24 protein-coding genes are annotated in these 25,893 nt (G+C 39.9%); 22 read left to right on the top strand and 2 right to left on the bottom strand.

What is annotated here, in order from left to right; all coding sequences use genetic code 11:
* Positions 1 to 84: 84 nt before the first annotated feature.
* The 14 genes from H7U02_RS03940 to H7U02_RS03875 all read left to right on the top strand — a co-directional run bounded on the left by H7U02_RS03940 (position 85) and on the right by H7U02_RS03875 (position 12,381).
* Entirely contained in the window at positions 85 to 771 is a 687-nt protein-coding gene (locus tag H7U02_RS03940; protein ID WP_148512585.1) for a YoaK family protein, read from the top strand.
* Between the two features lie 90 nt (positions 772 to 861).
* Complete coding sequence (locus H7U02_RS03935; RefSeq protein WP_201042824.1) at positions 862 to 1,494, top strand: nitroreductase family protein; 633 nt, start codon at positions 862 to 864, stop codon at positions 1,492 to 1,494.
* Positions 1,495 to 1,681: 187 nt separating this feature from the next.
* Complete coding sequence (locus tag H7U02_RS03930; protein WP_201042822.1) at positions 1,682 to 2,974, top strand: PTS sugar transporter subunit IIC; 1,293 nt, start codon at positions 1,682 to 1,684, stop codon at positions 2,972 to 2,974.
* On the top strand, positions 2,961 to 3,824 hold the full coding sequence (locus H7U02_RS03925; RefSeq protein WP_060971972.1) for an alpha/beta hydrolase: 864 nt from the start codon (positions 2,961 to 2,963) through the stop codon (positions 3,822 to 3,824). Before H7U02_RS03930 ends, H7U02_RS03925 begins: the two co-directional genes overlap by 14 nt.
* A 180-nt stretch (positions 3,825 to 4,004) precedes the next feature.
* On the top strand, positions 4,005 to 4,454 hold the full coding sequence (locus H7U02_RS03920; protein ID WP_201042820.1) for an Rrf2 family transcriptional regulator: 450 nt from the start codon (positions 4,005 to 4,007) through the stop codon (positions 4,452 to 4,454).
* Positions 4,455 to 4,587: 133 nt separating this feature from the next.
* Positions 4,588 to 5,448 carry a VOC family protein gene (locus tag H7U02_RS03915; RefSeq protein WP_201042818.1) on the top strand — a complete coding sequence of 287 codons (861 nt, stop codon included), beginning with the start codon at positions 4,588 to 4,590 and terminating at the stop codon, positions 5,446 to 5,448.
* Positions 5,449 to 5,569: 121 nt separating this feature from the next.
* Positions 5,570 to 6,172 carry a nitroreductase family protein gene (locus tag H7U02_RS03910; RefSeq protein ID WP_201042816.1) on the top strand — a complete coding sequence of 201 codons (603 nt, stop codon included), beginning with the start codon at positions 5,570 to 5,572 and terminating at the stop codon, positions 6,170 to 6,172.
* A 206-nt stretch (positions 6,173 to 6,378) separates the two neighbouring features.
* Positions 6,379 to 7,302 (top strand): aldo/keto reductase, encoded by a 924-nt coding sequence (locus H7U02_RS03905; RefSeq protein ID WP_201042814.1) that lies wholly within the window; start codon positions 6,379 to 6,381, stop codon positions 7,300 to 7,302.
* A gap of 151 nt (positions 7,303 to 7,453) precedes the next feature.
* Positions 7,454 to 8,029, top strand: a complete 576-nt coding sequence (locus H7U02_RS03900; RefSeq protein WP_201042812.1) for a TetR/AcrR family transcriptional regulator — start codon at positions 7,454 to 7,456, stop codon at positions 8,027 to 8,029.
* Positions 8,026 to 8,706, top strand: a complete 681-nt coding sequence (locus H7U02_RS03895) for an ABC transporter ATP-binding protein (RefSeq protein ID WP_037597976.1) — start codon at positions 8,026 to 8,028, stop codon at positions 8,704 to 8,706. Before H7U02_RS03900 ends, H7U02_RS03895 begins: the two co-directional genes overlap by 4 nt.
* Before the next feature lie 3 nt (positions 8,707 to 8,709).
* Entirely contained in the window at positions 8,710 to 9,855 is a 1,146-nt protein-coding gene (locus H7U02_RS03890) for an FtsX-like permease family protein (RefSeq protein ID WP_201042810.1), read from the top strand.
* A gap of 479 nt (positions 9,856 to 10,334) precedes the next feature.
* Entirely contained in the window at positions 10,335 to 11,375 is a 1,041-nt protein-coding gene (locus tag H7U02_RS03885) for a hypothetical protein (RefSeq protein ID WP_201042808.1), read from the top strand.
* Between the two features lie 125 nt (positions 11,376 to 11,500).
* A complete protein-coding gene (locus H7U02_RS03880; protein ID WP_073949586.1) occupies positions 11,501 to 11,863 on the top strand; it encodes a DUF6232 family protein in 363 nt (120 codons plus the stop codon).
* A 257-nt stretch (positions 11,864 to 12,120) separates the two neighbouring features.
* Entirely contained in the window at positions 12,121 to 12,381 is a 261-nt protein-coding gene (locus H7U02_RS03875; RefSeq protein ID WP_002888017.1) for a SemiSWEET family transporter, read from the top strand.
* A gap of 107 nt (positions 12,382 to 12,488) precedes the next feature.
* On the opposite strand, the gene H7U02_RS03870 is transcribed toward H7U02_RS03875, so the two are convergent.
* Complete coding sequence (locus tag H7U02_RS03870) at positions 12,489 to 12,971, bottom strand: glutathione peroxidase (protein ID WP_014634708.1); 483 nt, start codon at positions 12,969 to 12,971, stop codon at positions 12,489 to 12,491.
* A 382-nt stretch (positions 12,972 to 13,353) separates the two neighbouring features.
* Here H7U02_RS03870 and H7U02_RS03865 point away from each other — a divergent pair, with 382 nt between their 5' ends.
* From H7U02_RS03865 to H7U02_RS03845, 5 genes are all read left to right on the top strand, one after another.
* Complete coding sequence (locus H7U02_RS03865; RefSeq protein ID WP_073685788.1) at positions 13,354 to 14,352, top strand: uroporphyrinogen decarboxylase family protein; 999 nt, start codon at positions 13,354 to 13,356, stop codon at positions 14,350 to 14,352.
* Between the two features lie 18 nt (positions 14,353 to 14,370).
* Positions 14,371 to 15,237 carry a transporter substrate-binding domain-containing protein gene (locus H7U02_RS03860; RefSeq protein WP_002885359.1) on the top strand — a complete coding sequence of 289 codons (867 nt, stop codon included), beginning with the start codon at positions 14,371 to 14,373 and terminating at the stop codon, positions 15,235 to 15,237.
* Between the two features lie 69 nt (positions 15,238 to 15,306).
* Complete coding sequence (locus H7U02_RS03855) at positions 15,307 to 15,999, top strand: amino acid ABC transporter permease (protein ID WP_073685789.1); 693 nt, start codon at positions 15,307 to 15,309, stop codon at positions 15,997 to 15,999.
* 3 nt (positions 16,000 to 16,002) lie between these two features.
* Complete coding sequence (locus H7U02_RS03850) at positions 16,003 to 16,689, top strand: amino acid ABC transporter permease (RefSeq protein ID WP_195413937.1); 687 nt, start codon at positions 16,003 to 16,005, stop codon at positions 16,687 to 16,689.
* Positions 16,690 to 16,700: 11 nt separating this feature from the next.
* Complete coding sequence (locus tag H7U02_RS03845; RefSeq protein WP_002885262.1) at positions 16,701 to 17,465, top strand: amino acid ABC transporter ATP-binding protein; 765 nt, start codon at positions 16,701 to 16,703, stop codon at positions 17,463 to 17,465.
* Between the two features lie 164 nt (positions 17,466 to 17,629).
* Here the strand turns inward: H7U02_RS03845 and H7U02_RS03840 are convergent, their stop codons facing one another.
* Positions 17,630 to 20,779, bottom strand: a complete 3,150-nt coding sequence (locus H7U02_RS03840) for a KxYKxGKxW signal peptide domain-containing protein (RefSeq protein WP_201042806.1) — start codon at positions 20,777 to 20,779, stop codon at positions 17,630 to 17,632.
* Between the two features lie 325 nt (positions 20,780 to 21,104).
* Between H7U02_RS03840 and H7U02_RS03835 the strand changes: the two genes are divergently transcribed.
* The 3 genes from H7U02_RS03835 (at position 21,105) to H7U02_RS03825 (ending at position 25,857) form a co-directional block, all read left to right on the top strand.
* On the top strand, positions 21,105 to 22,490 hold the full coding sequence (locus H7U02_RS03835; protein ID WP_201042804.1) for an amino acid permease: 1,386 nt from the start codon (positions 21,105 to 21,107) through the stop codon (positions 22,488 to 22,490).
* Between the two features lie 73 nt (positions 22,491 to 22,563).
* Entirely contained in the window at positions 22,564 to 23,007 is a 444-nt protein-coding gene (locus tag H7U02_RS03830; protein WP_201042803.1) for an ASCH domain-containing protein, read from the top strand.
* 120 nt (positions 23,008 to 23,127) lie between these two features.
* Entirely contained in the window at positions 23,128 to 25,857 is a 2,730-nt protein-coding gene (locus tag H7U02_RS03825; RefSeq protein WP_201042802.1) for a carbohydrate-binding domain-containing protein, read from the top strand.
* Positions 25,858 to 25,893: the final 36 nt, after the last annotated feature.

Here is a 25,893-nt window from a genome sequence, read left to right as displayed (position 1 = left end):
AGGGTTGTTTTTTTCTACTGTGTGTTCCCGAATTTGCTATAATAAAGTTATCCTATCAATTACTATTAGAAGGGAAGTTATGTTATGGAATCGCGGAACCTTCTTCCTCAAAATACGCGTCTGATGGCTAATTTGTTGAGTTTCTCAGGAGGGGCTTTGGATGTCTTTTGTCATATGTACTATCATAGTTTGGTTGCTACACAGACTGGGAATATCCTTCTCTTGGTCGCTGACTGGCAGAACAGTAGTATGTACTATAACTTGTTGCGTTGCTTTTCAATCTTATTCTTTTCTTTAGGCTTTCTTTTTGGCATGTGGTTTAAAGACCAGCGTAAGAATGCCTATTGGCGAGTTTATGGTCTTCTTCCACTTTGTGTGATGACAGCTATCCTGCCTTTTCTACCTTCAAATGCCTTGATTGAGCTCCCGATTATCGCTTTTTCTGCAGGTATCATGATGAAGACTTTTACTGGCAGTCAGATTGAGAATCATCCCTTCGTGATATTTATGACCTCAGGAAATTATCGAAGGATGTTAACGGCCCTCTATTATGCCATTCAGGGAAGTTGTGATCAGAGAGAATATCGTCGTCAGGCTGTCAATTATAGCTTTATCGTAGGGAGCTTTGTCGTTGGTGCTATCGTCTCAGCCGTTCTGATGCATTTTGTGCATCTTAAGTCAATCTGGGTAATCACACTCAGTCTTATTACCATCATGGTTTACTATTCATCTGAAGTGAAACGGCTAGGGCTCAAGGAAACTAATCTTTAGTCGTCTGTAGCAAATATTTTTGATAACAATTGTCTTGTGTTATAATTTTGATTATATTATTTTCATTTAATCAAAAAAAGGAGACATAAGATGCCTGTAGTAAGCAATGATTTTTCGGATATCGTTTATAACCGTCGTTCCATTCGTAACTTTGATCCATCTGTTAAGATTCCGCGAGAAGAACTGTTGGAAATCCTAGATAAAACTGTCACAGCACCATCATCAGTCAACATGCAACCTTGGCGTTTTGTCGTCGTTGATAGCGAAGAGGGTAAGGAAAAATTGACACCTTTTGTCAGCTACAATGGTGTGCAAAATGAAACATCATCAGCCATGGTCCTTATTTTTGCCGATTTGAAGAGCCAAGAAAGAGCTGAAGATATCTACGGTAAGGCTGTTGCTCAAGGAAAAATGCCTGAAGAGGTCAAAGAAAAGCAACTGTCAAGCATTGTACTAATGTATGAAAATGCTCCTCGCGAAATGATGAATGAAATTGTCCACATCGATGCTAGCCTTGCTGCCATGCAGTTGATGTTGGTCGCTCGTTCTTATGGTTATGATACCAACGCTATCGGTGGTTATAAAAAAGATGGGCTTGCCAAAGCCTTTGGACTTGATGAAGACCGTCATGTACCAGTTTTGCTCATTGCTCTTGGGAAAGCCAATGAAGAAGGCTTTGAGTCTGTTCGTCTGGATGCTTCTGATGTGACGACTTTTGCTTAATAAATAATTGACCGTAAGTCTCGGAAGTGGAGGCTTACGGTTTTTTGTATTAAAAGATAGCTAAGTGTTTTTAGTAAGATTAGGTAGTTGCTTTAACCCATGATTAAGGTAAGTCCTTTTCCTTTGTGTTATAATGAAGAAAAACGTTGAATGTAAAGTTTATTTTGCCTTTTACTAGGAGTCTTTTATGACAAACTATTTGGTCCAGAGGTTTCTCTGGTTTCGTGAGCGAGGCTTCGTCCAAATTACGCAGAAAACCTTGGTTTCGCTCTTTCCCTTTTTCCTATTTTCAGGAATTATTCGGGTGATTTCACTATCTGTCTTTTCGGAGCTTGGTTATATTAACCAATTGTTTTCAGTTTCTGACTGGTTACCGGCCTTTAAGATAACTGGGCAGGTGCTCATTAATCTTTCCAACTTTCTTGGTGGCTTAGCCGGGCCCTTATCAACCTACTTTGCAGGAAAATACACAGCTGGTCACTATGGTAGAAGTACTGGTACAGCTGGTGTGACATCCCTTTTGGTTAGCTTAATTATAGGATCGCAGGAGTTGTTGCTGTCACCGCTAAACGATGGTGTTTTGACTCGTATCAATTTACCGGCTTCAATCAACATTATGTTGGCTATCTTTGTGGGCTATCTGGTTGGCCAGATTTTTCGCTTTTCAAGAGCTAGTGATGATCAGATTGTGGACAAGGACTATATTTATCAACCAAAGACCGTCCGTCCCATTTTTTTGTCACTCATTTTAGCTATTGGACTTAACATTCTCTTTGTGATTGGAGAGCAAGATAATGTTTTTCTGACGATTAGGCAGGTTACCTCTACCTTTACTGTAACTGATAATCACCTGTTCTCAACCTTTATGATGGGACTTTTGAACACTTTTTCTGCTTGGATTGGAAATAGTCAGGCTTTTGCCCTAAATTCAATTGCCGATGATAGTTTTGCCTTGGAAAATTTGACCTATGCTGTTTCCCATCATACGACGACTGGGCTTCCCCACCTTTACACACTAACAAATCTTTATCATAGTTATGGCTTGGTTGCTGGCATTGGCTCAGGGCTAGCCCTCTTGGTTGCCCTGCTTTTAGCATCAACCAGTTATAAGGATAAGAAGGTGAGTCTTCTAAGTGTCTTTCCTAGTCTCTTTAACAATGGGGCTCCATTTATGGTGGGGATACCAGTCTTGCTTAATTTAGTTTATCTGGTTCCTTTCCTACTGGCACCTATAATCAATATGGGCATTGCTGCGGTGGCCTTGGCTATTCATCTTATGCCAGCTGCGGTTTATCCAGTTCCAGATGGTACACCAAGTCTTCTTTTCGCCTTTATCGGAACTGGGGGTAGTTTACGAGCTCTTGCTGTTAGTCTGCTCTGTTTTGCAGTCGACATTGTTATCTTTATTCCATTTGTGCGTCTGTCTAATAAAGTACAACACGGTCTAAAAGAGGAAGGAGAGAGCATTGAAACTAAATAAAAAAACTAAGTTGGTCTTTATCCTTGTTGCTTTCTTTCTCATTGGGCTAGCCGTCCCATCCTATAGTTGGACTAGGAAAAATGTCAAGGAAATAGAGACTTTCTATAATTCAAAATTGTCTCCCATTATCATGATTCCAGGGAGCTCCGCTACGGAAAATAGATTCGATGGCCTAGTACGTAAGCTCAATCAAGACCGTCCTGGTGTCAAGCATAGCCTCCTCAAGGTTAAGGTTTGGAACAATGGACGGATTACCTTTGAGGGTAAAATCAAGGATAAGGATAACGAGCCAGTCATTGTTATTGGATTTGAGAATAACAAAGATGGCTATAACAATATCAAGAAACAAACCAAGATGATGAATCAGGCATTTGAAGCCTTGCAGAATAAATACAATTTCAATAATTTTAAAGGGTTGGGGCATTCAAATGGTGGCTTGATTTATACGGCTTTTATTGAAAATTATCTTAGCGACTACGATGTCAAGATAAATTCTTTGATGACTATCGGAACGCCCTATAATTTCACTGAAACCAATATTAAAAATAAATCGGTCATGCTAGCAGACTTTATAGCTGCTAAGGAGAATATTCCGGCTACCCTACATGTCTATTCGGTAGCGGGAACCATCACCTATGATTCGGACGAATTGGTTCCCGATGCTAGTGTGTCCGCTGGGAAATATATCTATCAGAATCAGGCAAAAAGTTATACTGAAATCACTGTTACAGGTGAAGATGCCCAACACTCGGATTTACCAACCAATGATGAAGTAGTGGAACTAATCAAACAACATATCGAGGGACAAGGTGTTCGTAAGAAGCAAAAGACCAATCTAGAACCTCAATAGGCTAGAATACTATGTATTATTAGTCTAGTTAGTTATTGTCAAATACAAAAGAATAGAGTCTACGATGGCTCTATTTTTTTAGTGTAAGACTAACTCTATAAGTTGTTGTAACTCCTTGTTTTACAACGTTGGTTTTGTTATAATTGATTGAAAAGAAAAAGATGAATGAGAGGTTCTGATATGCAAATACCAAGTCGCTTTACCATTGCTGTTCATATTTTGACCCTTATAGCACAAAATAAGGGAAATGAAACTAAGCTAACCAGTGATTTAATGGCAGGTAGTGTGGGGGTTAATCCAGTTATTATCCGCAAAACCTTGTCGCAACTGAAGAAAGCAGACTTGATTTCAGTTCAAAGGGGAAGTGGAGGAGCCACATTAACCAAGGCAGCAGAGGAGATTAACCTTTTGCAGGTTTATCGTGCGGTGGATAGCATCGGTGCAAGTGGCAAACTCTTTAGTTTTCATGACAATCCTAATCCAGCGTGTCCCGTAGGACGTAATATCCATGGGATTTTGGATCAGAGCCTAGAAGACGTTCAAATGGCAATGGAAAAAGAACTCGAAAAGAAAACTTTGGCTGGTATTTTAAAGGATGCTAAGGCCAACTGGAAAGAAGCTGGAGCTTGATTTTTAGATTTTAAACTATAAGAAATCGAAAGTTTTTCGGTTTCTTTTTAACTTTGAGTTGTAATAATTGACATTACAATAAAACTAAGTATAATGATGTCATAGGAATGATTACAATACAGGAGAAAATCATATGACATACGACTACAATAGTAAGATTTACCTCGCAGAGACGGCACTCAATGTGAAGGACTTGGCACATCAGACAGCCTTTTATACACAGGTTATAGGACTTGAAATCCTATCTCAAACTGCAACAGAAGTTGTTTTGGGTGCTGGAAATAAGCCGCTAGTTCACTTGATTGAAACCAATCGTGAGGAAGCGGTCAAGTCTAGTTATGGTCTCTACCATATGGCAATTTTGTTGCCATCTCGCGAGGATTTGGCAGATGTTTTCAAACATATTGCTGAGCTAGATTATCCATTTGTCGGTGCAGCTGACCACGGTTATAGTGAAGCCCTTTATTTGGAAGACCTTGAAGGCAATGGTATTGAGCTCTATAGAGACAAGCGTGTTGCTGAATGGGATATTCGTGAGGATGGTCGCATCGTTGGTGTAACAGAAGAACTATCAGCTCAAGAAATTTACGAGATGGGACGCAAGGTTGAGCCTTTTGTGATAGCTAAGGATACTCGTATGGGGCATATTCATTTATCGGTCAAAGATAGTCAGCTAGCAACGGCTTTCTATCAGGATGTTTTGGAGCTGGCAGATAAGTATACCATTCCAACTGCTAGTTGGATTGCTTCAGGTGATTACCATCACCACTTGGCTGTCAATGAATGGGGTGGCAAAAACTTAGCCAAACGTGACAAAGAGATGATTGGTCTTGCCTACTACGTCCTTGAAGTAGAAGACAAAGAAGATTTGATTACCATAGCAGAACGTGCTAAGAATCGTGGAGCAGAGGTCAAATGGTTATCTTCTAATTCGTTAATCTTCGAGGATAATGATGGTATTTTGACATGGGTAAGAAAATATATTAATAATTAGTGATTTTTTGAGTCGTAACTATTGACATTACATTAAGAATCTATATAATAGTTATTGTAATCAAAGTTATTACAAATAAACTTAACAATTAACATTCATCACAAGGAAAGAGGGAATAACTATGACCTACTTTACAGACTTACAAACAAAACGCCGTTCTATCTACGCATTAGGAAAAGACCCTGAGCTCTCTAACCAAGAATTGATTGAAACCATTCAAGGAGCTGTCCTTAACACACCAACAGCTTTCAACTCACAAACATCACGTGTGGTAATCTTGCTGGATGAAGAATCAGATGCTTTCTGGAATGAAATCGCTTATTCAGAGCTTGAAAAAGTAACGCCAGCAGAAGCTTTTGAGGCAACAAAAGAACGTTTGGCAGGTTTTGCTCAAGCTAAGGGAACAATCCTCTTCTACAAAGATCAAGATGTAGTGAAAGGCCTTCAAGAGCAATTCCCAGTTTACGCTGAAAACTTCCCAATTTGGTCAGAGCAAGGTCACGGAATCACCCTTTATGCGACGTGGTTGGCTTTGGCTGAGAAGAATATCGGCATGAACGTGCAACATTACAACCCACTTGTTGATGCTCAATTAGCTGAAAAATACGACATTCCAGCTAACTGGAAACTCCGTGCTCAAGCGCCATTTGGTCAAATCGTTGCACCAGCAGGAGATAAAGACATCCAAACAGAAGGTCGTTTCAAAGTTTTTGGCGACAAATAATCACTTTAATTTAGTCAGTCAGCTTGGTAGTAGGCTAGATACTGACTGAACAAAATCATAATGATAAGACAAAAAATTAGCAAGATTGAGAAATCTTGTTATTTTTCGATTTTAAGACCAGTTCGTAGATAAATTGTAAATGAAAGCTAAAATTTGCGATTTGAAATCCTTTTCACTACAATAGAGATACAGAAAAGGAGACAGAGATGAAGTATATTGATTTTGCTGAAAATGAGCGTTTATCAACCATTGTCCTTGGGATGATGCGGATTAGTCAGATGAGTGAAGATGAGGTGGAGGCCTTGGTGGAGGCAGCCTTGTCGATTGGGATCAACACCTTTGATCTGGCAGATATCTATGGTGATGGCCAGTGTGAGGTCTTGCTTGGGAAGGTTCTCAAGCGCCGTCCGGATCTTCGGAATCAGATGTGGATCCAGTCTAAGTGTGGGATTCGCAAAGACGGTTTTACTTATTTTGATTTTTCTAAGGACTATATTTTGGATTCCGTCGATGGGATCCTCAAGCGCCTCCAGATCGAGCGCTTAGATAGTCTCCTCCTTCACCGACCAGACGCCCTCATGGAGCCTGAAGATGTGGCTGAAGCTTTTGATCACTTGGAGCTAACGGGCAAGGTCCGTCATTTTGGGGTGTCCAATCAAAATCCTATGATGATGGAATTGCTCAAAACAGCTGTCAAACAACCACTCAAGGTCAACCAGTTGCAGTTGAGTGCCGCCTTTACACCGAGCTTTGAAGCCGGTTTTCATGTCAATATGGAAGGTCCAAAAGCAGCCGTGCGAGATGGCAGTGTCTTTGAGTATTGTCGCTTAACCGATACGGTGATTCAAGCCTGGTCTGTCCTTCAGCATGGCTATTTCAAAGGGAACTTTGTCGGCAAGGAAGAGTTTGCAGCCCTCAATCAGGTCCTCAATGACTTGGCGAAGAAATACCAAGTCACTCCGACAGCCATCGCCCTTGCTTGGGTCCTTCGTTATCCAGGTAAGATGCAGGCCGTCATCGGAACGACCAACCCCCAGCATGTCCTTGAAGCGGGGAAAGCAGTAACCGTTACCCTAACGCGCAAGGAATGGTACCAAATCTACCTTGCTGCAGGTAATGATTTGCCTTAGAATAGTTGTTAGTAGACCAGACTTCACTTGTATCAGTGGGCTGGTTTTTTTGTTTTATGCTTTACAGATCTTTTTTGACAAGTATTTCTTTATTATGGTACTATTTTAGGAAACAACTGTTGCGCAACAACCGTTGCGTGAAAGGAGTCTTATGCCACCCAAGGTTAAATTTAGTAAAGAGGCTATCATTGGGACAGCTTTACAATTGGTGAGAGAAGAGGGAATGGCTAGTTTAACTGCTCGAGCATTAGCGGAGCAACTGGGAGCCACACCGAGAGTCATTTTTGGGCAATTTGCCAATATGGCTGAGTTACAAGCAGAGGTTATTGGTGCTGCGGAAATGGTCGTGGTGGAGTATGTTCGTAAAACCTTAGAAGATGAGAAGCCTTTTCGATCCGTCGGGGTTGCTTATATCCTTTTCGCCTCAAAAGAGCCCCAACTCTTTCAATTGCTTTTCCAAAATCCTAGCAAAGATTCGATTCGTCGCTTTCAAGATTTTCTTCCCATGAAGGATCATAGCTACCAATTGGTTCTGGAATCGATTGTCGCAGACTATCCGTTGACGTTAGAGGAGGCTAGTCGCTTGTACCAGCATTTATTTATCTACTCACACGGGATGGCCTCGATGGTTGCTTCTGGTATTTATCTGTTCAGCATGGAAGAAGTGATTGGTTTATTGACAGAAGTTTGTCAATCTCTCATCAAAGAAATGGTAGGAAAGAAATGATTCAACTAGAAAATGTTCACAAAAGTTATGGCCAAACAAAGGTTTTAAAAGGGATTGATTTGCAGATTCAAGACCAGGATGATGTGGTTATCCTAGGCCCTTCTGGATCAGGAAAGTCCACTCTCTTAAACGTATTATCAGGATTAGAAAAGGTAGACGAGGGGCATATCCTCATTCAAGGGCAGGATTTGTCTCAACTCACGGATGCTCAATTGACAGCTTTCAGACGTGAGAAGATTGCCTTTATTTTTCAGCAGTATTATTTATTACCGAATCTCACGGTCAGACAGAATGTTAAGATGGGAGCTGATCTGGCAAGCAATCATGATTTTTTGAAGATCATCGAGGATTTGGGTCTTGGCGATAAGCTGGACAAGTATCCAAGTGAATTGTCTGGTGGAGAACAGCAGAGAGTCTCCATTGCTCGTGCCTTGGCCAAAAAGCCAGAGATTCTTTTCTTAGATGAGCCGACGGGGGCCCTGGATGAAGAAACAGGGCGCAAGATTCTGGACTATATCTGGAAGTTGAAGGAAAAGTTGGGCTTTACCCTCATCATGGTGACACACAACCAAAATATTGCGGATATGGCCAGAACCATCATTCGTGTCAATAGTGGCAAGATTACCCAAGTTGTGACCAATGATCAGCCTCAGACTGCCTATGAGATTGGATGGTAAGCCATGTTTTCAGTAAAAGATATTCGAAAATTAGTTGTCGTCAGTATCATTGGGGCTTGTGCGGTTTTTGTGGCCAATCTTTTCTTGAATTTTTACCTTGATATCGAGCAGTTGGAGATTTCTAAAACCAATCCCATGATTACGACCTACTATGATGCCCAGGTTTCGCTATCTTGGATGGTGGCCATGGTCAGTGGGGTTGTCTTGTCCTTGACGTCGATCCTTCTCATGTGTTTTTATATCAAACAATTTGTCGATGACCACAAGGAACAATTAGGAATTTTAAAGGCTTTGGGCTATAGCAATGGCCAGTTGGCGAAACGATTTTGGGCTTTTGGACTCAGTTTTGGAGTTGGGGCTCTTCTTGGCTATTTCGCTTCTTTTCTTATGATGGGACATTTTTATGACTTTCGAAATGAAAAGGGAATTCTGCCAGAAATTACCATTCATTTTCACTGGCAGCTCCTGGTTGCTTTGGTGATGCTGCCAACGACCTTCTTTATGGTCCTTGCAATTGGCTATGCTAGAAGACAACTACAAACGCCGGCCCTTCGCTTATTGAAAAAATCTCCAACACCGATTAAGGTCAAAAGGAGAAAGAGGGCCCCCAAGAAAGAGAAATCCTTCCTAGAGGAGCTGTCTTCGTCGCTGATTTGGGGGAGAAAATCGATTCTGTTTTTTGTGGTCTTTGGCTCCATGTGTTTTGCGGCCATGGTTCAATTGTCTTTTGGCCTAAGGGACTACACAGATGACATCATCCAAACGATGATGATTATGATTGGCCTGATTCTTTCTTTCTCGATTCTCTTTTTGTCATTGGGGATTGTGGTCTCAGAAATCCGCGAAACCTTGGCTCTTATGAAGGCATTTGGCTACACCGATCGTGAATGCCAAAGTCATATTCTCGCTCCTTATCGTTTCTGGGCTTATCTAGGATTCATTCTTGGGACGGCTTATCAATATGGCATCATGGAAATTTTGATCGGTGTGATCAAAGACACGGTGCCTGAAAAGATTGAGCACAACTTTGACTGGAATGTGTGCTTTTGGACCTTGCTCGGTTTTGCGGTGATTTATGAAAGCCTCTTTTATCTATCTAACAGAAAACTCCAAAAACAAACCATCAAAGAAGTACTCTTAGCAGAATGATTTCGTTACAATTAATCAGAAAGAGTCTATTATTCTAAGGAGCAAAAGATAGTATTATGAAAAATTGATCTCTTCATTCTGTGAAGTTGCTAGTACTGTACTAGTAACTTCTTTTTGTGACCTTCATTTTTAAGTAGCTGAGAACATGTTGTAGAGTTTTAACAGTCGAATGTCTTCTTTGGATAGCTTAAGTTTTTGAGAAAAGTATTGAAATACTATTCTGTCCAGTCTTGAAAATGTTATTTTTACCACTAAAAACCTATTTTTTTATAATGTATTTATCATACATTAAACGACATAAAACACTGTGTTTTGTGTCATTTTATTTTTGTAGTAAATTTTGAGAAATGAATACTTCTGGTATACGCACATTAAACTACGTTTTTAGCTGTTTTCGAGGTTGAATCTCTTATTTTTCTGTGCAATAATAATGGCATCAAAGATGTTATCTGAGTTATAAAAATGAGAGGAGACTTAATATGAAAACACTTGATGTAGAGTCAGTTAAAACTTTAATTCAGTCACGACTTAGCAAGACTGAGAAACTGTTATCGTGTTCACAAGCTCATGGAACTGAGTCAATCTATGTTGCCATTACTAAAGACACCTATTATTACAAGATTTTTCGTTTGAGTGGTCATCAAGCATTACAATCTTTTGGACAAGAGACTGTTTCTAACCGTCATAGTGACTTTTGGCTTAAGTCGTCTATCAGTAATTTGCTTTATAAAGAAGGAAACTGGTATTACTTTGATCAAAGTCAGTATCTGGCTTTGAGACTTCTTCAATCTTTACAGTCGGAGGGTGTGCATGTACGTCTCTATAAACCTAAAGATCCTCAATTTTACATTTTTGTGCCAGATTCGAAAAAGGGATCAGGTCTCAAGTACCAATTTAATCAGACTTATCAAAATACCTTAAAGAAACTGTTAAGGGGCGGGCTCTTGGCATGTCATCAAAGGAAACTGGTATATTTGACAAAGGCAGCGTATGCTTACTTGGAAGTAATGCGAAAGGATAATGATTTTCAGAATGCATGGCATCAGTTATCTAAAAGCGCCCATCTAGAGAAGTTACCAGAACACAATACCTATATTAGTCAGGTGACTTATCGTTTATCAAAGCAGGAGTTACATTATCAGCTCTCAGGTCAATCTATTGAGCCACCAAAAATTTATGGAGCAAATGCTCAACGCTCAATCTTTAAGCGACTTAGAAATCATTTAATTTATTCAATTAAAACATTTTTGAAAAAGAAAGTGGACCAAGTTTTATCCTGTTTGAAGCAAACTTTCTCTAGTAAGGTAAAACGTCTCGAGGCCCCCCAAGCAGTTAGCTTGGAACGAAAAAATCCTATTAATATTTTGTCAAAATCAAAGCTCAATAATGAGAGGGATAGTATCAAACAGGCATGGGAAGCTAATATTAATCATCGTTCAAATGAAAATATCAAAGGTTTAGTTACAAGTGATACTTTGGACAAGTTAGCTCAATTTAGGCAGACACTTTCTGAGGGATAGAAAGGAGATATCATGTCAAATGATTTGACTAAAGGCTGGCGTGCACCGCCAGTAGGATAATAGATAAATAAACGTACATGTCGAGACTATGTGTCTCAAGCAATAAGAGGATTAGGAGTATATAAATGAGTTTTCAAATTGGTGGTGTCAGTTCAACAGGTAAAATTTTGTCATGGGGTGGCCGTTCAGTAGCTATTAACAAGATTAATGCCGTCGATGTCGTTTGTGACAAGCGTGCATTTCCGAAAATTGCTCTTTTGGGAGTATTTCTGGGATTGATTTTCTTAGGAAAGGATCCGTTTTTGGGGCTTTTATTGCTTGGTATTTGTGGCTTCTGGCTTTACTGGTGGTCTAACCACATTTACCACAATTACTGTGTCCGTATGAAGACGAGCTCTTCACAACCGTTCTATATTAATTTTGGTGATAATGCAGCCATGGCCCGTCAGGTTTGTAGGGCGATTGTTGAGGAAATGTCGGTATTATAACCATTTGAAGACTTCTCTAAGAGGTCTTTTTTTCTTATGAAAACGCTAGATAAGAGACTAAATTCACTATCACAAGATTGTGACCAATCACAATCTTGTGATAGTTTACATGTTTTTAACATTGCTCCAAAATTCTTGAATTCTCTATTGTAAAAGCGTAAGATAGACACTGTTTTAATTCTAGTGCATTAAAACATGTCTTGAGAATCTTATCATCAGGTTCAAGGCAAAAGAATTTTATAAAAGAGGAGTCTCGAATGTCAGATAAACAAATGAAAACCCTTGGTTGGGTAGCAACCTTTATGTCAGTGATGATGTACGTATCTTACGTACCACAAATCATGGACAATCTGTCTGGTCATAAAGGAAACTTTATCCAACCTTTGGTAGCTGCAATCAACTGTAGCCTTTGGGTTTACTATGGTCTCTTTAAAAAAGAACGTGACCTTCCCCTTGCTGCTGCAAATGCGCCAGGTATCATCTTTGGTTTAATTACAGCATTGACAGCTTTATTCTAAAATAAAGCGAATTTTCTTTCTATACTATTTTTCTTAACGCAGAAAACGAGAGCAGAACTAGCGACAGTCAGTGTTTGTCGTTCTAGTTTTACTCTCGTTTTTTGTTTTTAGTTATTAAGAAGAGTATTGATAGCTTCTTCCAATTTCAGTGGATCAGTTTTGGAAGAAAAGCGTTCGACGACTTTACCTTCACGGTTAATCAAAAACTTAGCAAAATTCCACTCAATTCTTGCCCCAAGTGGCCCAGATTTTTCTTTTTTTAGCCAATCAAAAAGTGGCTCAGCTTCCTTACCATTGACCTTGATTTTGGCAAATCGAGGGAAGGTTGTCTGGTAATTGAGGGTGCAGAAAGTATTGATTTCCTCAGCACTACCTGGTGCCTGACCCATAAACTGATTACAAGGAAAATCAAGAATCTCGAATCCTTGGTCTTTGTATTTGTCATAAAGTTCCTGCAAGCCCTGATATTGTGGCGTCAAACCACATCCTGTTGCAGTATTGACGATTAAGACGACCTTGCCCTTATAGTCTTTGAGAGACACGGGTTGGTCAGCTTGATCTGAAACTGTAAAATCGTATAAGGATGTCATAGAAAATCTCCTTTGCTTTGTTTGAGACTATTATAGCAAAGTTAGTTAGAGAAGTGATTCTCCAGGAAGACTAGAGACTAAATTATGTTTGTGATAGTAATTCTCTATCTTGGTGTTAAGAATTACTTATAGCTGATGGTAATAATACTATGTAGGTATATATGCTTAAAAGAAGTAACAATAGGATTTAACGTAATTTAGATTACTATATCATAAGTTTTATTTATGGCTAGGGATAACATTTCTTTATTTTTCGGATGTGATAATCTCTGATAAGATAATGTCATTCAGTTTTGAAGCAACCAATGATAATAAGAGATTATAGTATTTTAGGTGAATTCATTGAGTTGTTGGTTTTAGGATAAAAGAAAAGGAGTTTCTTATGTCAGAAAAAAGAGAGTTAGTTTTGAAAGCATTTCGTGGAGAAAGTGTTGATCGTGTCCCAGTAGGATTTTGGCATCATTTTACTACTGAAGACGAGTGGTTACATGGTTTTGAAAATCCAGAAATTATTGATAAAAATAAAGCTGGTCATAAAAAATTTATTGAAGAAGTCAAACCTGATTTTGTTAAATTGATGAGTGATGGTTTCTTCGCATACCCACAACCTGCTTTTAAAGATTTTAAGTCAATCAGCGATTTGCAAACGATTGAACCTTTAGGTGCAAATCATCCTTGGATTTCTGCACAAGTCGAACTTGTAAAAAGTCTGATTGCTGATTTTCCTGAAGATATTGTTGCAATTTACAATATCTTCGCTCCGGTTACTTATTTAAAATGGTTAGTTGGAAAAGTTTCAGGTGGCGATGATCTTATCGCAGATTACATTGTGGAAAACCGAAAAGCTTTGAAGCATGTTTTAGATGTTATTGGCGAAGACATTGCGAGTCTTAGTCAGAGGGTGATTGAAGAAGCAGGTGCTGATGGTATTTACCTAAGTGTTCAAAGTATTCAAGATGAGCGAGTTAGCGCTGAAATTTATAAAGAAATTATTGCTCCAAGTGAATTAAAGGTTTTAGAAACAGCTAATGGAGCCAAAGGACATAATATTCTACATATTTGCGGTTACGAAGGAGCCCGTAATAACATCGAACTATTTAAAGATTATCCTGCTCAGGTAGTTAATTGGGCGGTCGGTCCTGAAGGAATTAGTTTGGCAAAAGGTCTTAACATTTTTAGAGGTCGCACAGTTCTTGGAGGATTTGAAAATGGAAAAGACGGTCTTCTATATACTGGAACTAAAAAAGCTATTCAAGAAAAGGTTAGGGAGATTATTGCTGATACTGGAACCCATGGGTTAATCATTGGTGCTGATTGTACGATTCCAAGTGATATTAACCATGAGCGTATTGAATGGGTACGTGAAGCAGCAATTTTGTAAGAAAAAGGAGAGATTAATATGAGTAAAAAAACATGGATTATTGGTGGAGCTGTTGTTGTAGCACTTATTGGGGCTACAGTTATTGGACGTAGCTTAACAGGAGATAAAAAAGCAAAATCAGATTCTGGAAAGGTAACAACATTAAAAGTTGCCCATACTCAAAACTATGTTCCTTATGATTTTGTTGATAAGGATGGTAATTCTGATGGCTATGAGGTAGCTGTATTAAAGGAAATTGATAAAAAGCTTCCACAGTACAAATTTGAATATACCGGAACAAGTGATGATGATCTTTTGATTGGTTTAGAGTCAGGTAAATATGACATTGGTACTAAGGGTGCGTGGTACACAGATGAACGTGCTAAAAAATTTATTATTCCTAAAGATCCAATTGGAGCAAGTATTATTGGATTTACCATTCGTAAGGATGATAAAGATAAATATAAAAATATCTCTGATTTTGCAAAACAAAATGGTCGCTTGGTACCAATCTCACCACAAAATGCTCAGTGGAATGTTATCAAAGACTACAACGATGAGCATAAAGATCAACCAATCGAGTTAACATCTGCGGAATCTTTCCAAGTTTCAGATGCCTATGCATGGGTTCTGGAAAATCGTTATGATGCTTACTTTGATATTAAATTATCTTTTGAAAAGGCTGTAACTGATAAAGATGGTGCGTATCATCAATATGCAGATAAATTGACTTGGTTCCCTTATAAAGGAATTCCAACCTATCCACTCTTCCATCGAGATAGTAAGAACGAAGAGTTTTCAAAAGAATATACTAAGGCTATCAAGGAACTAAAAGAAGACGGTACACTTGAAAAGTTATCTAAAAAATACTTTGGTGAGGATGTCTTCTCATACGTAGACAAATAAGTAAATTGTAACGTCGTAAAAGTATGATGTTTTGATAAGCTTCTGGAGTGAGTTTAGTTAGGAGAAAATATGGTCAATTATGACATTTCAAAAGTTTTTGGAGCATTACCTGAAGTCATAAAGGGCTTACCAATGACATTATTGGTTATCATATTAACGACTTTACTTGGGTCGTTATTAGGAGGATTAATTGCTTGGGCAAGCCTTTCCAAGGATAAAGCTTTGGAGAATTTAGCTAAGGGATATGTTTTTATCTTACGCTGTACCCCACCTATTGTGCTATTATTCTTGGTATTTTACGGAGTTCCAGAATTTCTTAATTGGTGGTTGGGATTAGATATTAATAATTGGTCCAAATTGATATTCGTTCTTGTGACCATGGTTCTCCTATTCTCAGCAATGATATCAGAAGTGTTTAAAGCGGCTTATCAAGCAATTCCTAAAGGACAATTAGAAGCTGGGCTTAGTATTGGGCTGACTTCTGAACAAACCTTTGTAAGAATTATTGCCCCTCAAGCATTTAAGGTTGCTTTACCAAATATTACAACAGCTATACTTAATCTTATGCGCGATGCAGCTTTGGCTTATACAATTGGTTTTATTGATGTTATGGGCAAAGGGAATCTTTTGATTAGTCGCCATTTAGGAAACTATTCTTTGGAGACTTATACAGCTGTTGCCCTTGTTTATTGGGGAATAGCGTTAATTCTATCGTTGATTTCTAGGATAACAGAACAACAATTGAGTGTAAAAGAGAGGTAAATAATGAATATTACTTTTATAATAGATACCTTTATCAAGGCTTTATATGGTGTTCCGGTAACTCTGGGAATCATGGTTGTGGCAATTTTATTGAGTTTTCTACCTGCTTTATTTCTCGCTTTAGGGCAGATTTATAAGTTGAGAGGTGTCAAGACTTTTTCAATTGTTTATCTTGCATTTATTCGTGCAACACCTCCAATTCTGTTAATTTTATTTTTTTATAGTTTGTTCCCTAGTTTGTTAAATCAATTTTTTAAAGGAATTGGGAGTCACATAGATGTCTTCAAAGTTAATCCGCTTTACTATGCTTTTATTATCTATAGCTTGATGACGACAGGAAGTTTATCGGAAATCATTCGATCAGCATTACAAACTGTTGATAAAGGTCAACTAGAAGCTGCCCAAGCCATAGGTTTAACAACAAGACAAGCTTATCTGAGAATCGTTTTTCCTCAGGCACTTCAGTCTGCTCTTCCCAATTTGTGTAACTTAGTTATCAATATTGTGAAAGGAACGTCACTTGTCTTTGTTATGACGATAAAAGATATTACCGCAATTGCACGAGTTGAAGCAGCATATGGATATCAATATTTTGAATCTTATTTTGTCATCTTCATTTTATATTTAATCATTTGTGGTATCATTCAAGTTCTCTTTAACCTTGGAGAAAGAAAATTGCAATTTACATAGAGGGAGTCACTATGCTAGAAGCTAAACATATATCAAAAACATTTGGAGATCGTCAGGTTCTTGTTGATGTTAATCTACAAGTGAAACAGGGAGACGTGGTTGTCATCTTGGGACCGTCAGGTTCAGGAAAAACAACTTTCTTACGTTGCCTTAATCACTTGGAGAAAGCAGATGGAGGTCAATTAACAATTTCGGGTAAGGACTACTCTTTGGATAAGTTATCAAAGAAAGATATTTTAGATATCCGAAAGAAGACAGCTTTTGTATTCCAACACTACAATTTATTTGCAAACAAGACTGCCATCGAGAATATCTTGGAAGGTTTAGTGATTGCTAGGAAAGTTCCTAAAAGTGAAGCGCAACAGATTGCTGAAGAAGCACTTAAAAAAGTTGGTCTTCTGGATTTTAAAGATTACTACCCATCACAACTTTCAGGTGGACAACAACAACGTATTGGTTTAGCCAGGGCTATAGCAGTTAAGCCGGAGGTTATCTTGTTAGATGAACCAACATCGGCCCTTGATCCAGAACTAGTTGGGGATGTTCTGGATGTCATGAAACAACTTGCTCATGAAGGAACAACAATGGTGGTTGTTACTCATGAAATGGGGTTTGCACGAGATGTAGCTAATCATGTCGTTTTCATGGATGGTGGTCATGTCATCGAAGAGGGGAGTCCAAAAGACATTTTTTACAGACCAAAAGAAAAACGTACACAACAATTTTTGGCACGTATTCTTTCTGATGCTAGTTATGATTTGGAATATATGATTTGATTCATCATTGATAAGTTATAATTAGAGTATATAATTCTTGTATAAATAAAATAGGCTGAGGTTATTTCTCAGCCTATTTTTAGTTTCCTAAATGTAATGTTAGTTTATATGGTACTTAACTCCCACCCAAAAAACCAAGACTTTCGTCTCGGTTTCATCTCATCTTAAGACACGACATGTCCGTCTTTGTCGAAGGTATAGAGTTTACCGTCGATGAGGACAGAGCGGTTAGTGTATCTTTCACCTGTTTTAGGGTCGAAATAGTAGGTGTAATTATCAACTGTGACAAAGCGTCCTAGGACTTGTTTGCCTTCAGCGTCGAAGTAGAGGACCTTGCCATCAACTTCTTGGAAGCCGGTAACTTTCTCACCTTTGTCATTGTAATAGTAGTTGTCGCCTTTATCGTAGACGATACGATTGCGGTAGGCAGGTTCACCCTTGCGGTCAGTAACTACGCCATTGTCATCAGCGTTATAAGCTCTGTCCCCGATGACAAAACGTCCTGTTTCAAGGTTTCCACTATCTCGGAAGTAGTAGTCCTTGCCGTTGATGGTTTGCCAACCTGTCAGAGCAGCTCCGTCATTGCCATAGTAGCGTGTTGGGTAGTATGGAAAACGTGGAGAACCTTCGTAGTTGTATGATTTTGAAAAGGCGTTGCGTGTCATGATACCAGTCAGTTGGTCAAATTGGTAAATATTATTGTTGATTGCGACCTCAGTACCTTTGGCTTGACGGCCATCTTCATAGAAATAGTAACTGACGCCATCAAAGGTCTTCAAACCAGTGACTTTTTGGCCATTTTCATAGAGATAACTTGTACCGCTAGGATCCGTCTTCAATTGGTCAAAGTGGATGGCTTTTTCTTTTGTCGCATCAATACCCTTGGCATCAAAATTAAAGGTTACACCGCGATATGTAAGGGCTTTGTTAGTTGTTGCAATGGCAACGTTTGTGGTTACTTTTTGGCCATTTGGTGCTGTGAAGGTCATAGGTGTTGAGTCGAAATGATAGAGGTGTCCATTAAGAATATCCCATTCGTCAAAAGTTGACCATTGTGATTGGCGGACGCTACTATATTTAGACCCAATAATCTTGCCATCATACTGATAAGGACCTTCTTTGATATTACCGTCGTTATCTGTGACATAGACATCTTCAAGGTCATAAGCATTTTCACCAGTACGCTTAAACTCAGGATAGAGACCATTTGTCAAGAGTTTTCCATCTGGGCTAAAGAGCTGAGAGTTGACGACTCCTGTGTAGAGACTTCCTTTAATGGCATCATTATCAGAATAGTCGCTACCATAGTAACGGTTGCCATCAACTTCAAACCAACCTGTCTTGAAGGCACCATCACTTCCTGCGTAGTAGATAGTTTCAGAGAAGACACCGTAATGGTCAGTGGATGTATCATGATAAAAGGCGTTGCGAAGAACAGCACCAGTTTCGCTGTTAGCGAAATACTGGTTATCACCTAGAGTAAAGAAAGCACCTCGGACTTGATGGCCCTTATCGTTAAAGTAGTAGAGGTCCTTGTTAATAGTTTGGAAACCAGTGACCTTTTTGCCGTTAGCATCATAGTAGTACCATTCTTGATCGCTACCTTGAACAAATTGGTTTCGATTTGAGGTTTGAGCAGTTTTAAGAGTCGCCACACCATTGCTATCAAAGTTATAGACCGTACCGTTTAAGGTAAGTGAGCGATTAACCCACTTGTCACCTGTATTTGGATCGAAGTAGTAGGTTTTGCCGTCAATGGTAACCAGTTGTCCCTTGGCTTGGACACCATATTCGTGGAAATAAAGGTTCTGACCGTTAATGGTTTGGAAACCAGACACGGCTTTACCATCAGATCCGAAGTAGTACCAAGAGTTATCTCTATTAACGAATTGGTTAGTTACTGGATTTCCATTATCTTTATCGAAATAGTAGATATCGTTACCGTAGTAAAGAAAGTCCCCTTTGACTTGTTGACCATTGTCATTGAAGTAGTGAAGGCTACCGTCTACTGTTTGAAAGCCATGAAGCGCTTTACCATCTTTACCAAAGTAATACCAATTCCCTTTATCATCAGAAACATAACGATTGGTTACCATAATACCAGTCTTAGGATCAAAGTAATACTGTTGTCCGTTTAGGTTTTGAACGCTTGTCTTATAGTCGGATTGGCTACGGTCTAGGAATTCGGTTTGGAAACCAAATGGGGCTGAGAAGCCTTTAGTTGCCTTGTAATTGTCGAAGTAGTACCAGTTACCCGATTTATCTGAGACAAAGACAGAATCAGGTTGATTACCAGTAGCATCAAAGTAGTAAAGATTACCATTCTCGGTAACAAAGTCATCTTTTACCATCTTGCCATCTTTATCGAAGTAGTAGTAACCAAAGTATTTATGGTTTGCATAATCAAGATATTGGCGACCTGTCACACGACGTCCATTGTCTTTATCGAAATAGTAGCTATCACCATTAATAGTAACAATTTCGTTTTTAGCTTGTCGACCGTCTTCGTGGAAGTAGAGGTTAAAGCCATCGATGTTCTGAGCACCAGTGACGGGTTTCCCATCTTTACCGAGGTAATACCAGTTGTGGTTGTTGTCTTCAATAAACTGGTTGCGTTTGTTCGTTTCAGGCAGAACTGCTGTCAAACGACCTTGGGCATCAGCCTTATAGGCTTGACCATCAATGTTGATAGAGGTATTGGTTACCTTACGTCCATTGGCTTTGTCATAGTAGAAAGATTGTCCATTTTCTGTGATAATCTCACCCTTGGCCTGCTTGCCATCCTCGTGGAAATAAAGGTCGAAATGGTCAACGTTTTGGGCACCTGTCAGATTTTTCCCGTCTTTAAGGTAGTACCAGTTGCCCTCAGCATCGCTCTTGAATTGACCGCCAGAAACGACAGTAGTTTCAACAGATTCCGGTGTTTGGCTGTTTACGTCAGTGACTGTGCTAGCTGTTTCTGAAGTTGAAGTAGCAGTTCTCGTTTCGCCACTAGACAAATTGTAAGTGCTACTTGCTTGGTCTTCTTTAAGGACTGGCTGCTTATCAGTTGTGACAGTAGCAGTTGTATCACTTGCCTTATTGCTTGCGACTTGATCAGCTTCTGTCGTAGCCACAGTTGTTTCTGTGACGACAAGCTCAGGATCCTGACTGACGTTTTCAGGCGTGCTAGCTGAGGTAACTTGATTTGTAGCTTGCTCGTCGGCAGAGACACCAACTCCAATCAATGAGGCACCAAGTGCCAAACCAGACACGGCAATGGTAACCCATTGTTTTTTCACTTTATGAAGTTTAAAATGAACTTTATTTTCCATAAAAGTTCCCCTTTTCCTTTTTAATGCCCCCATTCTAACATCTTTCATTAGAAGAATCAAACGCATTCATAAGATTTTCATAGTTTTTCTAAAAATTGAAAATTCTTTCTAGGCAAGGATTTGAGAAACGAAAAAGAATGATTTAGGACCACTTTAGCAAGCTCCTTTTAATCGAGATGTATGTAAAATTAAAAAGTAAGCACTGGAAGTCCCCATCTTCAACATAGCATTCACCAATAAAAGTATAAAAATACAGAAAAAGGTCCATTTAGACCAAGAAATATGGTATAATAGTTCGGTATTTCGCAAAAAATGGAGTATAAAAATGAGTATTTTTCGTAAAAAGGATGTCGGTCTCGCTCAGACTGAGATGAAACGACATCTGACCCTTAGGGATGTGGTCCTGCTGGGAATCGGTGCCATGGTTGGTACAGGAATCTTTACGATTACTGGTACTGCGGCATCGACTCTGGCTGGTCCTGCCCTGATTATTTCGGTCTTGATTTCAGCCGTGTGTGTTGGTATGTCAGCGATTTTCTTTGCTGAGTTTGCCTCACGTTACCCATCAGCCGGTGGTGTCTATGGTTACCTCTATGCTGTCTGGGGGGAGTATCCTGCCTGGATGGGTGGCTGGTTGACCATGATTGTCTTTATGAATGCCGTATCCAGTGTTGCTTCTGGTTGGGGTGCCTACCTCAAGGGGCTACTGGCTAGCTTTGGTCTTAAGTTGCCTCAAGCCATCAGTGGACCTTTCAATCCCAGTCAAGGTACTTACATAGACCTCTTGCCAGTCTTGGTCTTAGTCTTGGTGACGGCTCTTCTTCTCATGAATTCTAAGCAGGCTCTACGTTTGAACTCCCTCTTGGTAGTGCTCAAGTTTTCAGCCTTGGCGGTCTTTATCTTAGTGGGGCTCTTCCATTTGATTCCTAGCAACTGGGCAGATTTTGCACCATTTGGCTTTGGACAAATTTATGGAGGAAAGACAGGAATTATGGCGGGTGCTTCCCTCATGTTCTTTGGTTTCCTTGGTTTCGAATCTATCTCTATGACAGTAGACGAGATTAAAGAGCCGCAAAAGAACGTTCCTCGAGGTATCGTTCTTGCCTTGATTATCGTAGCTTCACTTTATGCAGTGGTTTCGCTGGTCTTGACAGGAGTGGTCCACTATACCAAGTTGAATGTTGATGATGCCGTGGCTTATGCCCTTCGCTATATCGGTATTTCTTGGGCGGCCAACTATGTCTCTGTGGTTGCTATTATGACCTTGATTACGGTATGTATTTCAATGGCCTATGCCCTTAGCCGTATGGTTTATAGCCTGGCGCGTGATGGTTTCCTTCCTCAAACCTTCCAAAAGGTTTCAAAGACTAATAAGGTTCCACATCATGCGACGCTTTTGACAGGTGTTTTGTCAGCTATCTCAGCAGGTATCTTCTCTTTGGCCAATATGGCATCCTTGGTTAACATTGCGACCTTGGCTTACTTGGTCCTCTTGGCTATTGCCCTCATTATTCTTCGTAAGGACAAGGGCTTGCCACAGAAGGATGAGTTTAAGGTTCCATTTGTTCCTGTCTTGCCCATTATTTCAATTATCGTCTGCCTCTCCTTTATGAGTCAGTACAGTTGGCAGACATGGTTAACCTTTGGTTTGGCAGTGCTAATTGGGTCAGCGATCTATGCCTTTTACGGTTACAAACATTCTAAGTATTAAGATGAAAACGTTAGGTCTGATGATCTAGCGTTTTTTGATATAATGGAAGGAGAGTAAAAGCAGGAGTAGATTGATGAAATCAGACCAGATGTGGCAAGCCTATAAGATTTTAAATCAGACAATCGGAGATAAGATTGATGCCTGGGCCTTTGGCGTGGAAGCAGATTATTTGGCAGAACTCGTATTGATGGGGCAAAAGACAGCAACCAGTTCAGCTTTTGACTTGTATGCAGTGGGGAATGAACCATTGCCCAAGGAAAATGAACTGAGCGTCATTCTTGATAGTAAGGAGAATGCTATTTGTATTATTGAAACGACGAAAGTTGAGGTCATCCCATTTAAAGAGGTTTCTAAAGACCATGCCTACAAGGAAGGTGAAGGAGACCGTGGGCTAACCTATTGGAAAGAGCTTCATGAGAATCTCTTTAGCAATTGGTTGGAAGAGGTTGGATTACATTTTAGTCAGGACAGTCTAGTTGTTTTAGAAGAATTTAGAGTAGTTTATCCTAGAGATTGAAAGTTCCCAATATCTTGGGGACTTTTTTACTTTAAGGAAAGATTAACCTTTCTTTAAGTCTTGTCTTAGGTTTCTTGTGTTTAATAGAGGCGTCTCAAAAGTAAGAAAGAGGTCCAACATATGACATACAAAGATACAAAACAAACACAAGAACGTTATGCCATTAAAAAATCATCAAAATGGAAAACAGCAGGATCAGTCCTAGTAGCTAGCTTAATTTTTGGTAGCTCGGTCGTCCTAAATGAAAATAAGGTTTCAGCCGATGAGACGAACACTGAATCAACACTCTCAACGGTTACGACGGGTGAAACCACTGCCGATTTGATTGAAGAAAGTACTCAGACCAACAATACATCAGAAACTACTGAAACAAGCACAGAATCGGCTACAAGTACTTCAACTGCGGCTTCAACTTCAGACACTGATTCGTCAACAATAAGTACAACAAGTACGACAGAGGACACGCCTGCTACATCAACAAGCAGTGAAACATCTGATCATTCAAGTACTTCCGCAACTCCAGAAGCAAGTTCTTCTGAAACTGCTGAAAGCACAACTGAAGAGACTTCAGATACAGCAACGACCACTACAGAAGAAAACACTAGCACTAATACAAACACAAATACCACTGAAGCGACGGCCTCAGAAACGGCTTCTGTTCTAACTAACAATTCTTCTGATACTGCTTCTGAGGCAACGACAACTGAGTCTGAAGATAGTGATTCAGAAAGCTCAACGACAACGATTACTTTCAATGGAACAACCGTGGTAACAAGTGATAGCGGTACTGTCACAGTTGATGGAACGACAATTACCATCAATCAAGCAGGATCATACACTTTGACCGGAAATGGTTCAAGCTATACCATTATTGTGTCAGGTAGCGTGACAGATCCAGTTACAATCTACTTGGATGGTGTGACCTTAACGGATTCGTCTATTACTTCCAATTCTTCAGCAGAATTGACTGTTAATGTCCTTTCAGACAGTTCTATTTCTTCAACATCTGCTAATGCAATTGAAGCAGCGGGAGCCTTGACCATTACCAGTGGTACTGGAAGTAGCTTGACCCTTTCAAGCACTGAAAAGCACGCCATCAAGGCTGACAGTGTAACGGTTGACTCTGTAACACTTGATTTGACTTCTGAGGCAAAGGATGGTATCAATGCGACGAAAGCTGTAACTATTAAAAATGCCACAGTCAACATCACGGCAACTGATGACGGTATTCAGGTCGAAGACAAAACAGATGTGAACAGTGGTGATTTGACGATTACCGACTCAACGGTAACCATTAATGCAACTGATAAAGGTATCACGGTTACAGATGAATTGACTGTCGAAGGCAATTCTAAAGTAACAGTTGTAGCAGGTGACGAAGGCCTTGAAGGGCGTTATATCAATTTGACAGGTGGAACCGTTGATATCACTGCTGGTGATGACGGTATTAACGCCACTGAGTGGACGACCAAGGACAGCGCTGATACTTCAAGCTTAACCAATTCGACTTCTGACTTGGAAAATGAAGTGGGCATCAATATTGACGGTGCAACGGTAACTATCTTGGCAGATGGTGATGGTATCGACAGTAACGGCAATGTGACAGTGAAAAGTGGTTCTCTCTACGTCGCTCAGACAAGTGCAGATAATGCTGCTATCGACTACGATGGAACAGGTATTATTTCTGGCGGTACCGTTTGGGCCATAGGTAACCAAGGAATGGCTCAGGCCTTTACAACGGGTTCAAGCCAGTCTTATATCATGGCCAACATCTCTGGTAGTGCTGGAGATACCATCACAGTTACAGATAGTTCTGGAAATGTTGTAGCGACCACAACAGCAACAACTTCATTTGGAAATGTGGTCTTTAGTACCGAGAGTCTAACTTCGGGTGAAACCTATACCATTACGACATCAAGTGGTGCTAGTGTGACTGCAACAGCTACTGAAGAAGGCACAAACAATGGTCCTGGTGCTGGTGGCATGGGCGGCTTCCCAGGTGATGGTTTTGGTAATAGTTCAATGTCTGATAACTTCGGAGGCTACGGCGGACCAACTAGCTATGGTGGCAGCTCTACAAATACGGGTAACGTCAATACCCCATGGGGCCAATCTGCTTCGACAAGTTCTGAGAATACAACTAGCACAAGTAGTACAAGTTCAACAAGCCAGACGGCTAATACTGGACTTCCTACCCCACCAAACTTTGCTAGTCAAACAAGTAACTCAACGTCTTCAAATGTGAGTACCACAACTTCTACGACTGCTAGTGTCACAATGTCTCCAACTGCGAATGCCTCAGCCTCTGCGACTGCTAGCAATTCAGTAGCAACTAATGCGAACCAAGCAGATGCAACTACTTCAGCAACGACAGCCAGAAGCACAAGCCCATCAGGTCAAGGCTCATCAACGACTAGAGCTGCAGAGCCTGAAGTACGATCACTTATATCTGAAGTAGCAGTTGCCAATCAGTCAGCAGAAGCACAGCCTGAACAGGCAAGTACCAATACATCAAGCAGTGCCCAACAACAAGCTCAAGAGACTGCTGAGAAATTGAATAAGATTCTTACTCAAAATCAAACTTCTGAAGCAGCAAAAGGTCAGACAAGAGAAGTTTCAAGTCAAAAGGAAAATGTAAGCTCAGTCGTACAAACTAATCTTGCTCAGAAACAAAATACCCAAACAAGCTCTAAGGCTAATCAGTCATCTAAAAGTTCACAAAGCAATCAAACAAGTAAATCAAGTCTACCAAATACTGGTGATGTGAGCAGTTTGGGACTAGGTGCATTAGGGGCTGTACTTATGACAACATCATTTGCAATTAAAGGAAGCAAGCATTCTCGTAAGTAATTCTAGTTAAGAACATAAAGAAAAACAGAAGCCCTC

The sequence above is a fragment of the Streptococcus sp. 3.1 genome (assembly GCF_016648915.1).
Lineage (GTDB): Bacteria > Bacillota > Bacilli > Lactobacillales > Streptococcaceae > Streptococcus > Streptococcus salivarius_E.
This window is presented reverse-complemented; position numbering and strand designations above follow the sequence as displayed.

Excerpts from the sequence above, each read along its gene's own strand:
- H7U02_RS03870 (WP_014634708.1), bottom strand. The coding sequence starts at position 12,971 with ATGACATCCTTATACGATTTTACAGTTTCAGATCAAGCTGACCAACCC.
- H7U02_RS03895 (WP_037597976.1), top strand. The coding sequence starts at position 8,026 with ATGATTCAACTAGAAAATGTTCACAAAAGTTATGGCCAAACAAAGGTT.
- H7U02_RS03865 (WP_073685788.1), top strand. The coding sequence starts at position 13,354 with ATGTCAGAAAAAAGAGAGTTAGTTTTGAAAGCATTTCGTGGAGAAAGT.
- H7U02_RS03875 (WP_002888017.1), top strand. The coding sequence starts at position 12,121 with ATGTCAGATAAACAAATGAAAACCCTTGGTTGGGTAGCAACCTTTATG.
- H7U02_RS03905 (WP_201042814.1), top strand. The coding sequence starts at position 6,379 with ATGAAGTATATTGATTTTGCTGAAAATGAGCGTTTATCAACCATTGTC.
- H7U02_RS03935 (WP_201042824.1), top strand. The coding sequence starts at position 862 with ATGCCTGTAGTAAGCAATGATTTTTCGGATATCGTTTATAACCGTCGT.
- H7U02_RS03915 (WP_201042818.1), top strand. The coding sequence starts at position 4,588 with ATGACATACGACTACAATAGTAAGATTTACCTCGCAGAGACGGCACTC.
- H7U02_RS03840 (WP_201042806.1), bottom strand. The coding sequence starts at position 20,779 with ATGGAAAATAAAGTTCATTTTAAACTTCATAAAGTGAAAAAACAATGG.
- H7U02_RS03885 (WP_201042808.1), top strand. The coding sequence starts at position 10,335 with ATGAAAACACTTGATGTAGAGTCAGTTAAAACTTTAATTCAGTCACGA.
- H7U02_RS03910 (WP_201042816.1), top strand. The coding sequence starts at position 5,570 with ATGACCTACTTTACAGACTTACAAACAAAACGCCGTTCTATCTACGCA.
- H7U02_RS03900 (WP_201042812.1), top strand. The coding sequence starts at position 7,454 with ATGCCACCCAAGGTTAAATTTAGTAAAGAGGCTATCATTGGGACAGCT.
- H7U02_RS03920 (WP_201042820.1), top strand. The coding sequence starts at position 4,005 with ATGCAAATACCAAGTCGCTTTACCATTGCTGTTCATATTTTGACCCTT.
- H7U02_RS03845 (WP_002885262.1), top strand. The coding sequence starts at position 16,701 with ATGCTAGAAGCTAAACATATATCAAAAACATTTGGAGATCGTCAGGTT.
- H7U02_RS03880 (WP_073949586.1), top strand. The coding sequence starts at position 11,501 with ATGAGTTTTCAAATTGGTGGTGTCAGTTCAACAGGTAAAATTTTGTCA.
- H7U02_RS03830 (WP_201042803.1), top strand. The coding sequence starts at position 22,564 with ATGAAATCAGACCAGATGTGGCAAGCCTATAAGATTTTAAATCAGACA.
- H7U02_RS03940 (WP_148512585.1), top strand. The coding sequence starts at position 85 with ATGGAATCGCGGAACCTTCTTCCTCAAAATACGCGTCTGATGGCTAAT.
- H7U02_RS03825 (WP_201042802.1), top strand. The coding sequence starts at position 23,128 with ATGACATACAAAGATACAAAACAAACACAAGAACGTTATGCCATTAAA.
- H7U02_RS03860 (WP_002885359.1), top strand. The coding sequence starts at position 14,371 with ATGAGTAAAAAAACATGGATTATTGGTGGAGCTGTTGTTGTAGCACTT.
- H7U02_RS03855 (WP_073685789.1), top strand. The coding sequence starts at position 15,307 with ATGGTCAATTATGACATTTCAAAAGTTTTTGGAGCATTACCTGAAGTC.
- H7U02_RS03890 (WP_201042810.1), top strand. The coding sequence starts at position 8,710 with ATGTTTTCAGTAAAAGATATTCGAAAATTAGTTGTCGTCAGTATCATT.
- H7U02_RS03930 (WP_201042822.1), top strand. The coding sequence starts at position 1,682 with ATGACAAACTATTTGGTCCAGAGGTTTCTCTGGTTTCGTGAGCGAGGC.
- H7U02_RS03835 (WP_201042804.1), top strand. The coding sequence starts at position 21,105 with ATGAGTATTTTTCGTAAAAAGGATGTCGGTCTCGCTCAGACTGAGATG.
- H7U02_RS03850 (WP_195413937.1), top strand. The coding sequence starts at position 16,003 with ATGAATATTACTTTTATAATAGATACCTTTATCAAGGCTTTATATGGT.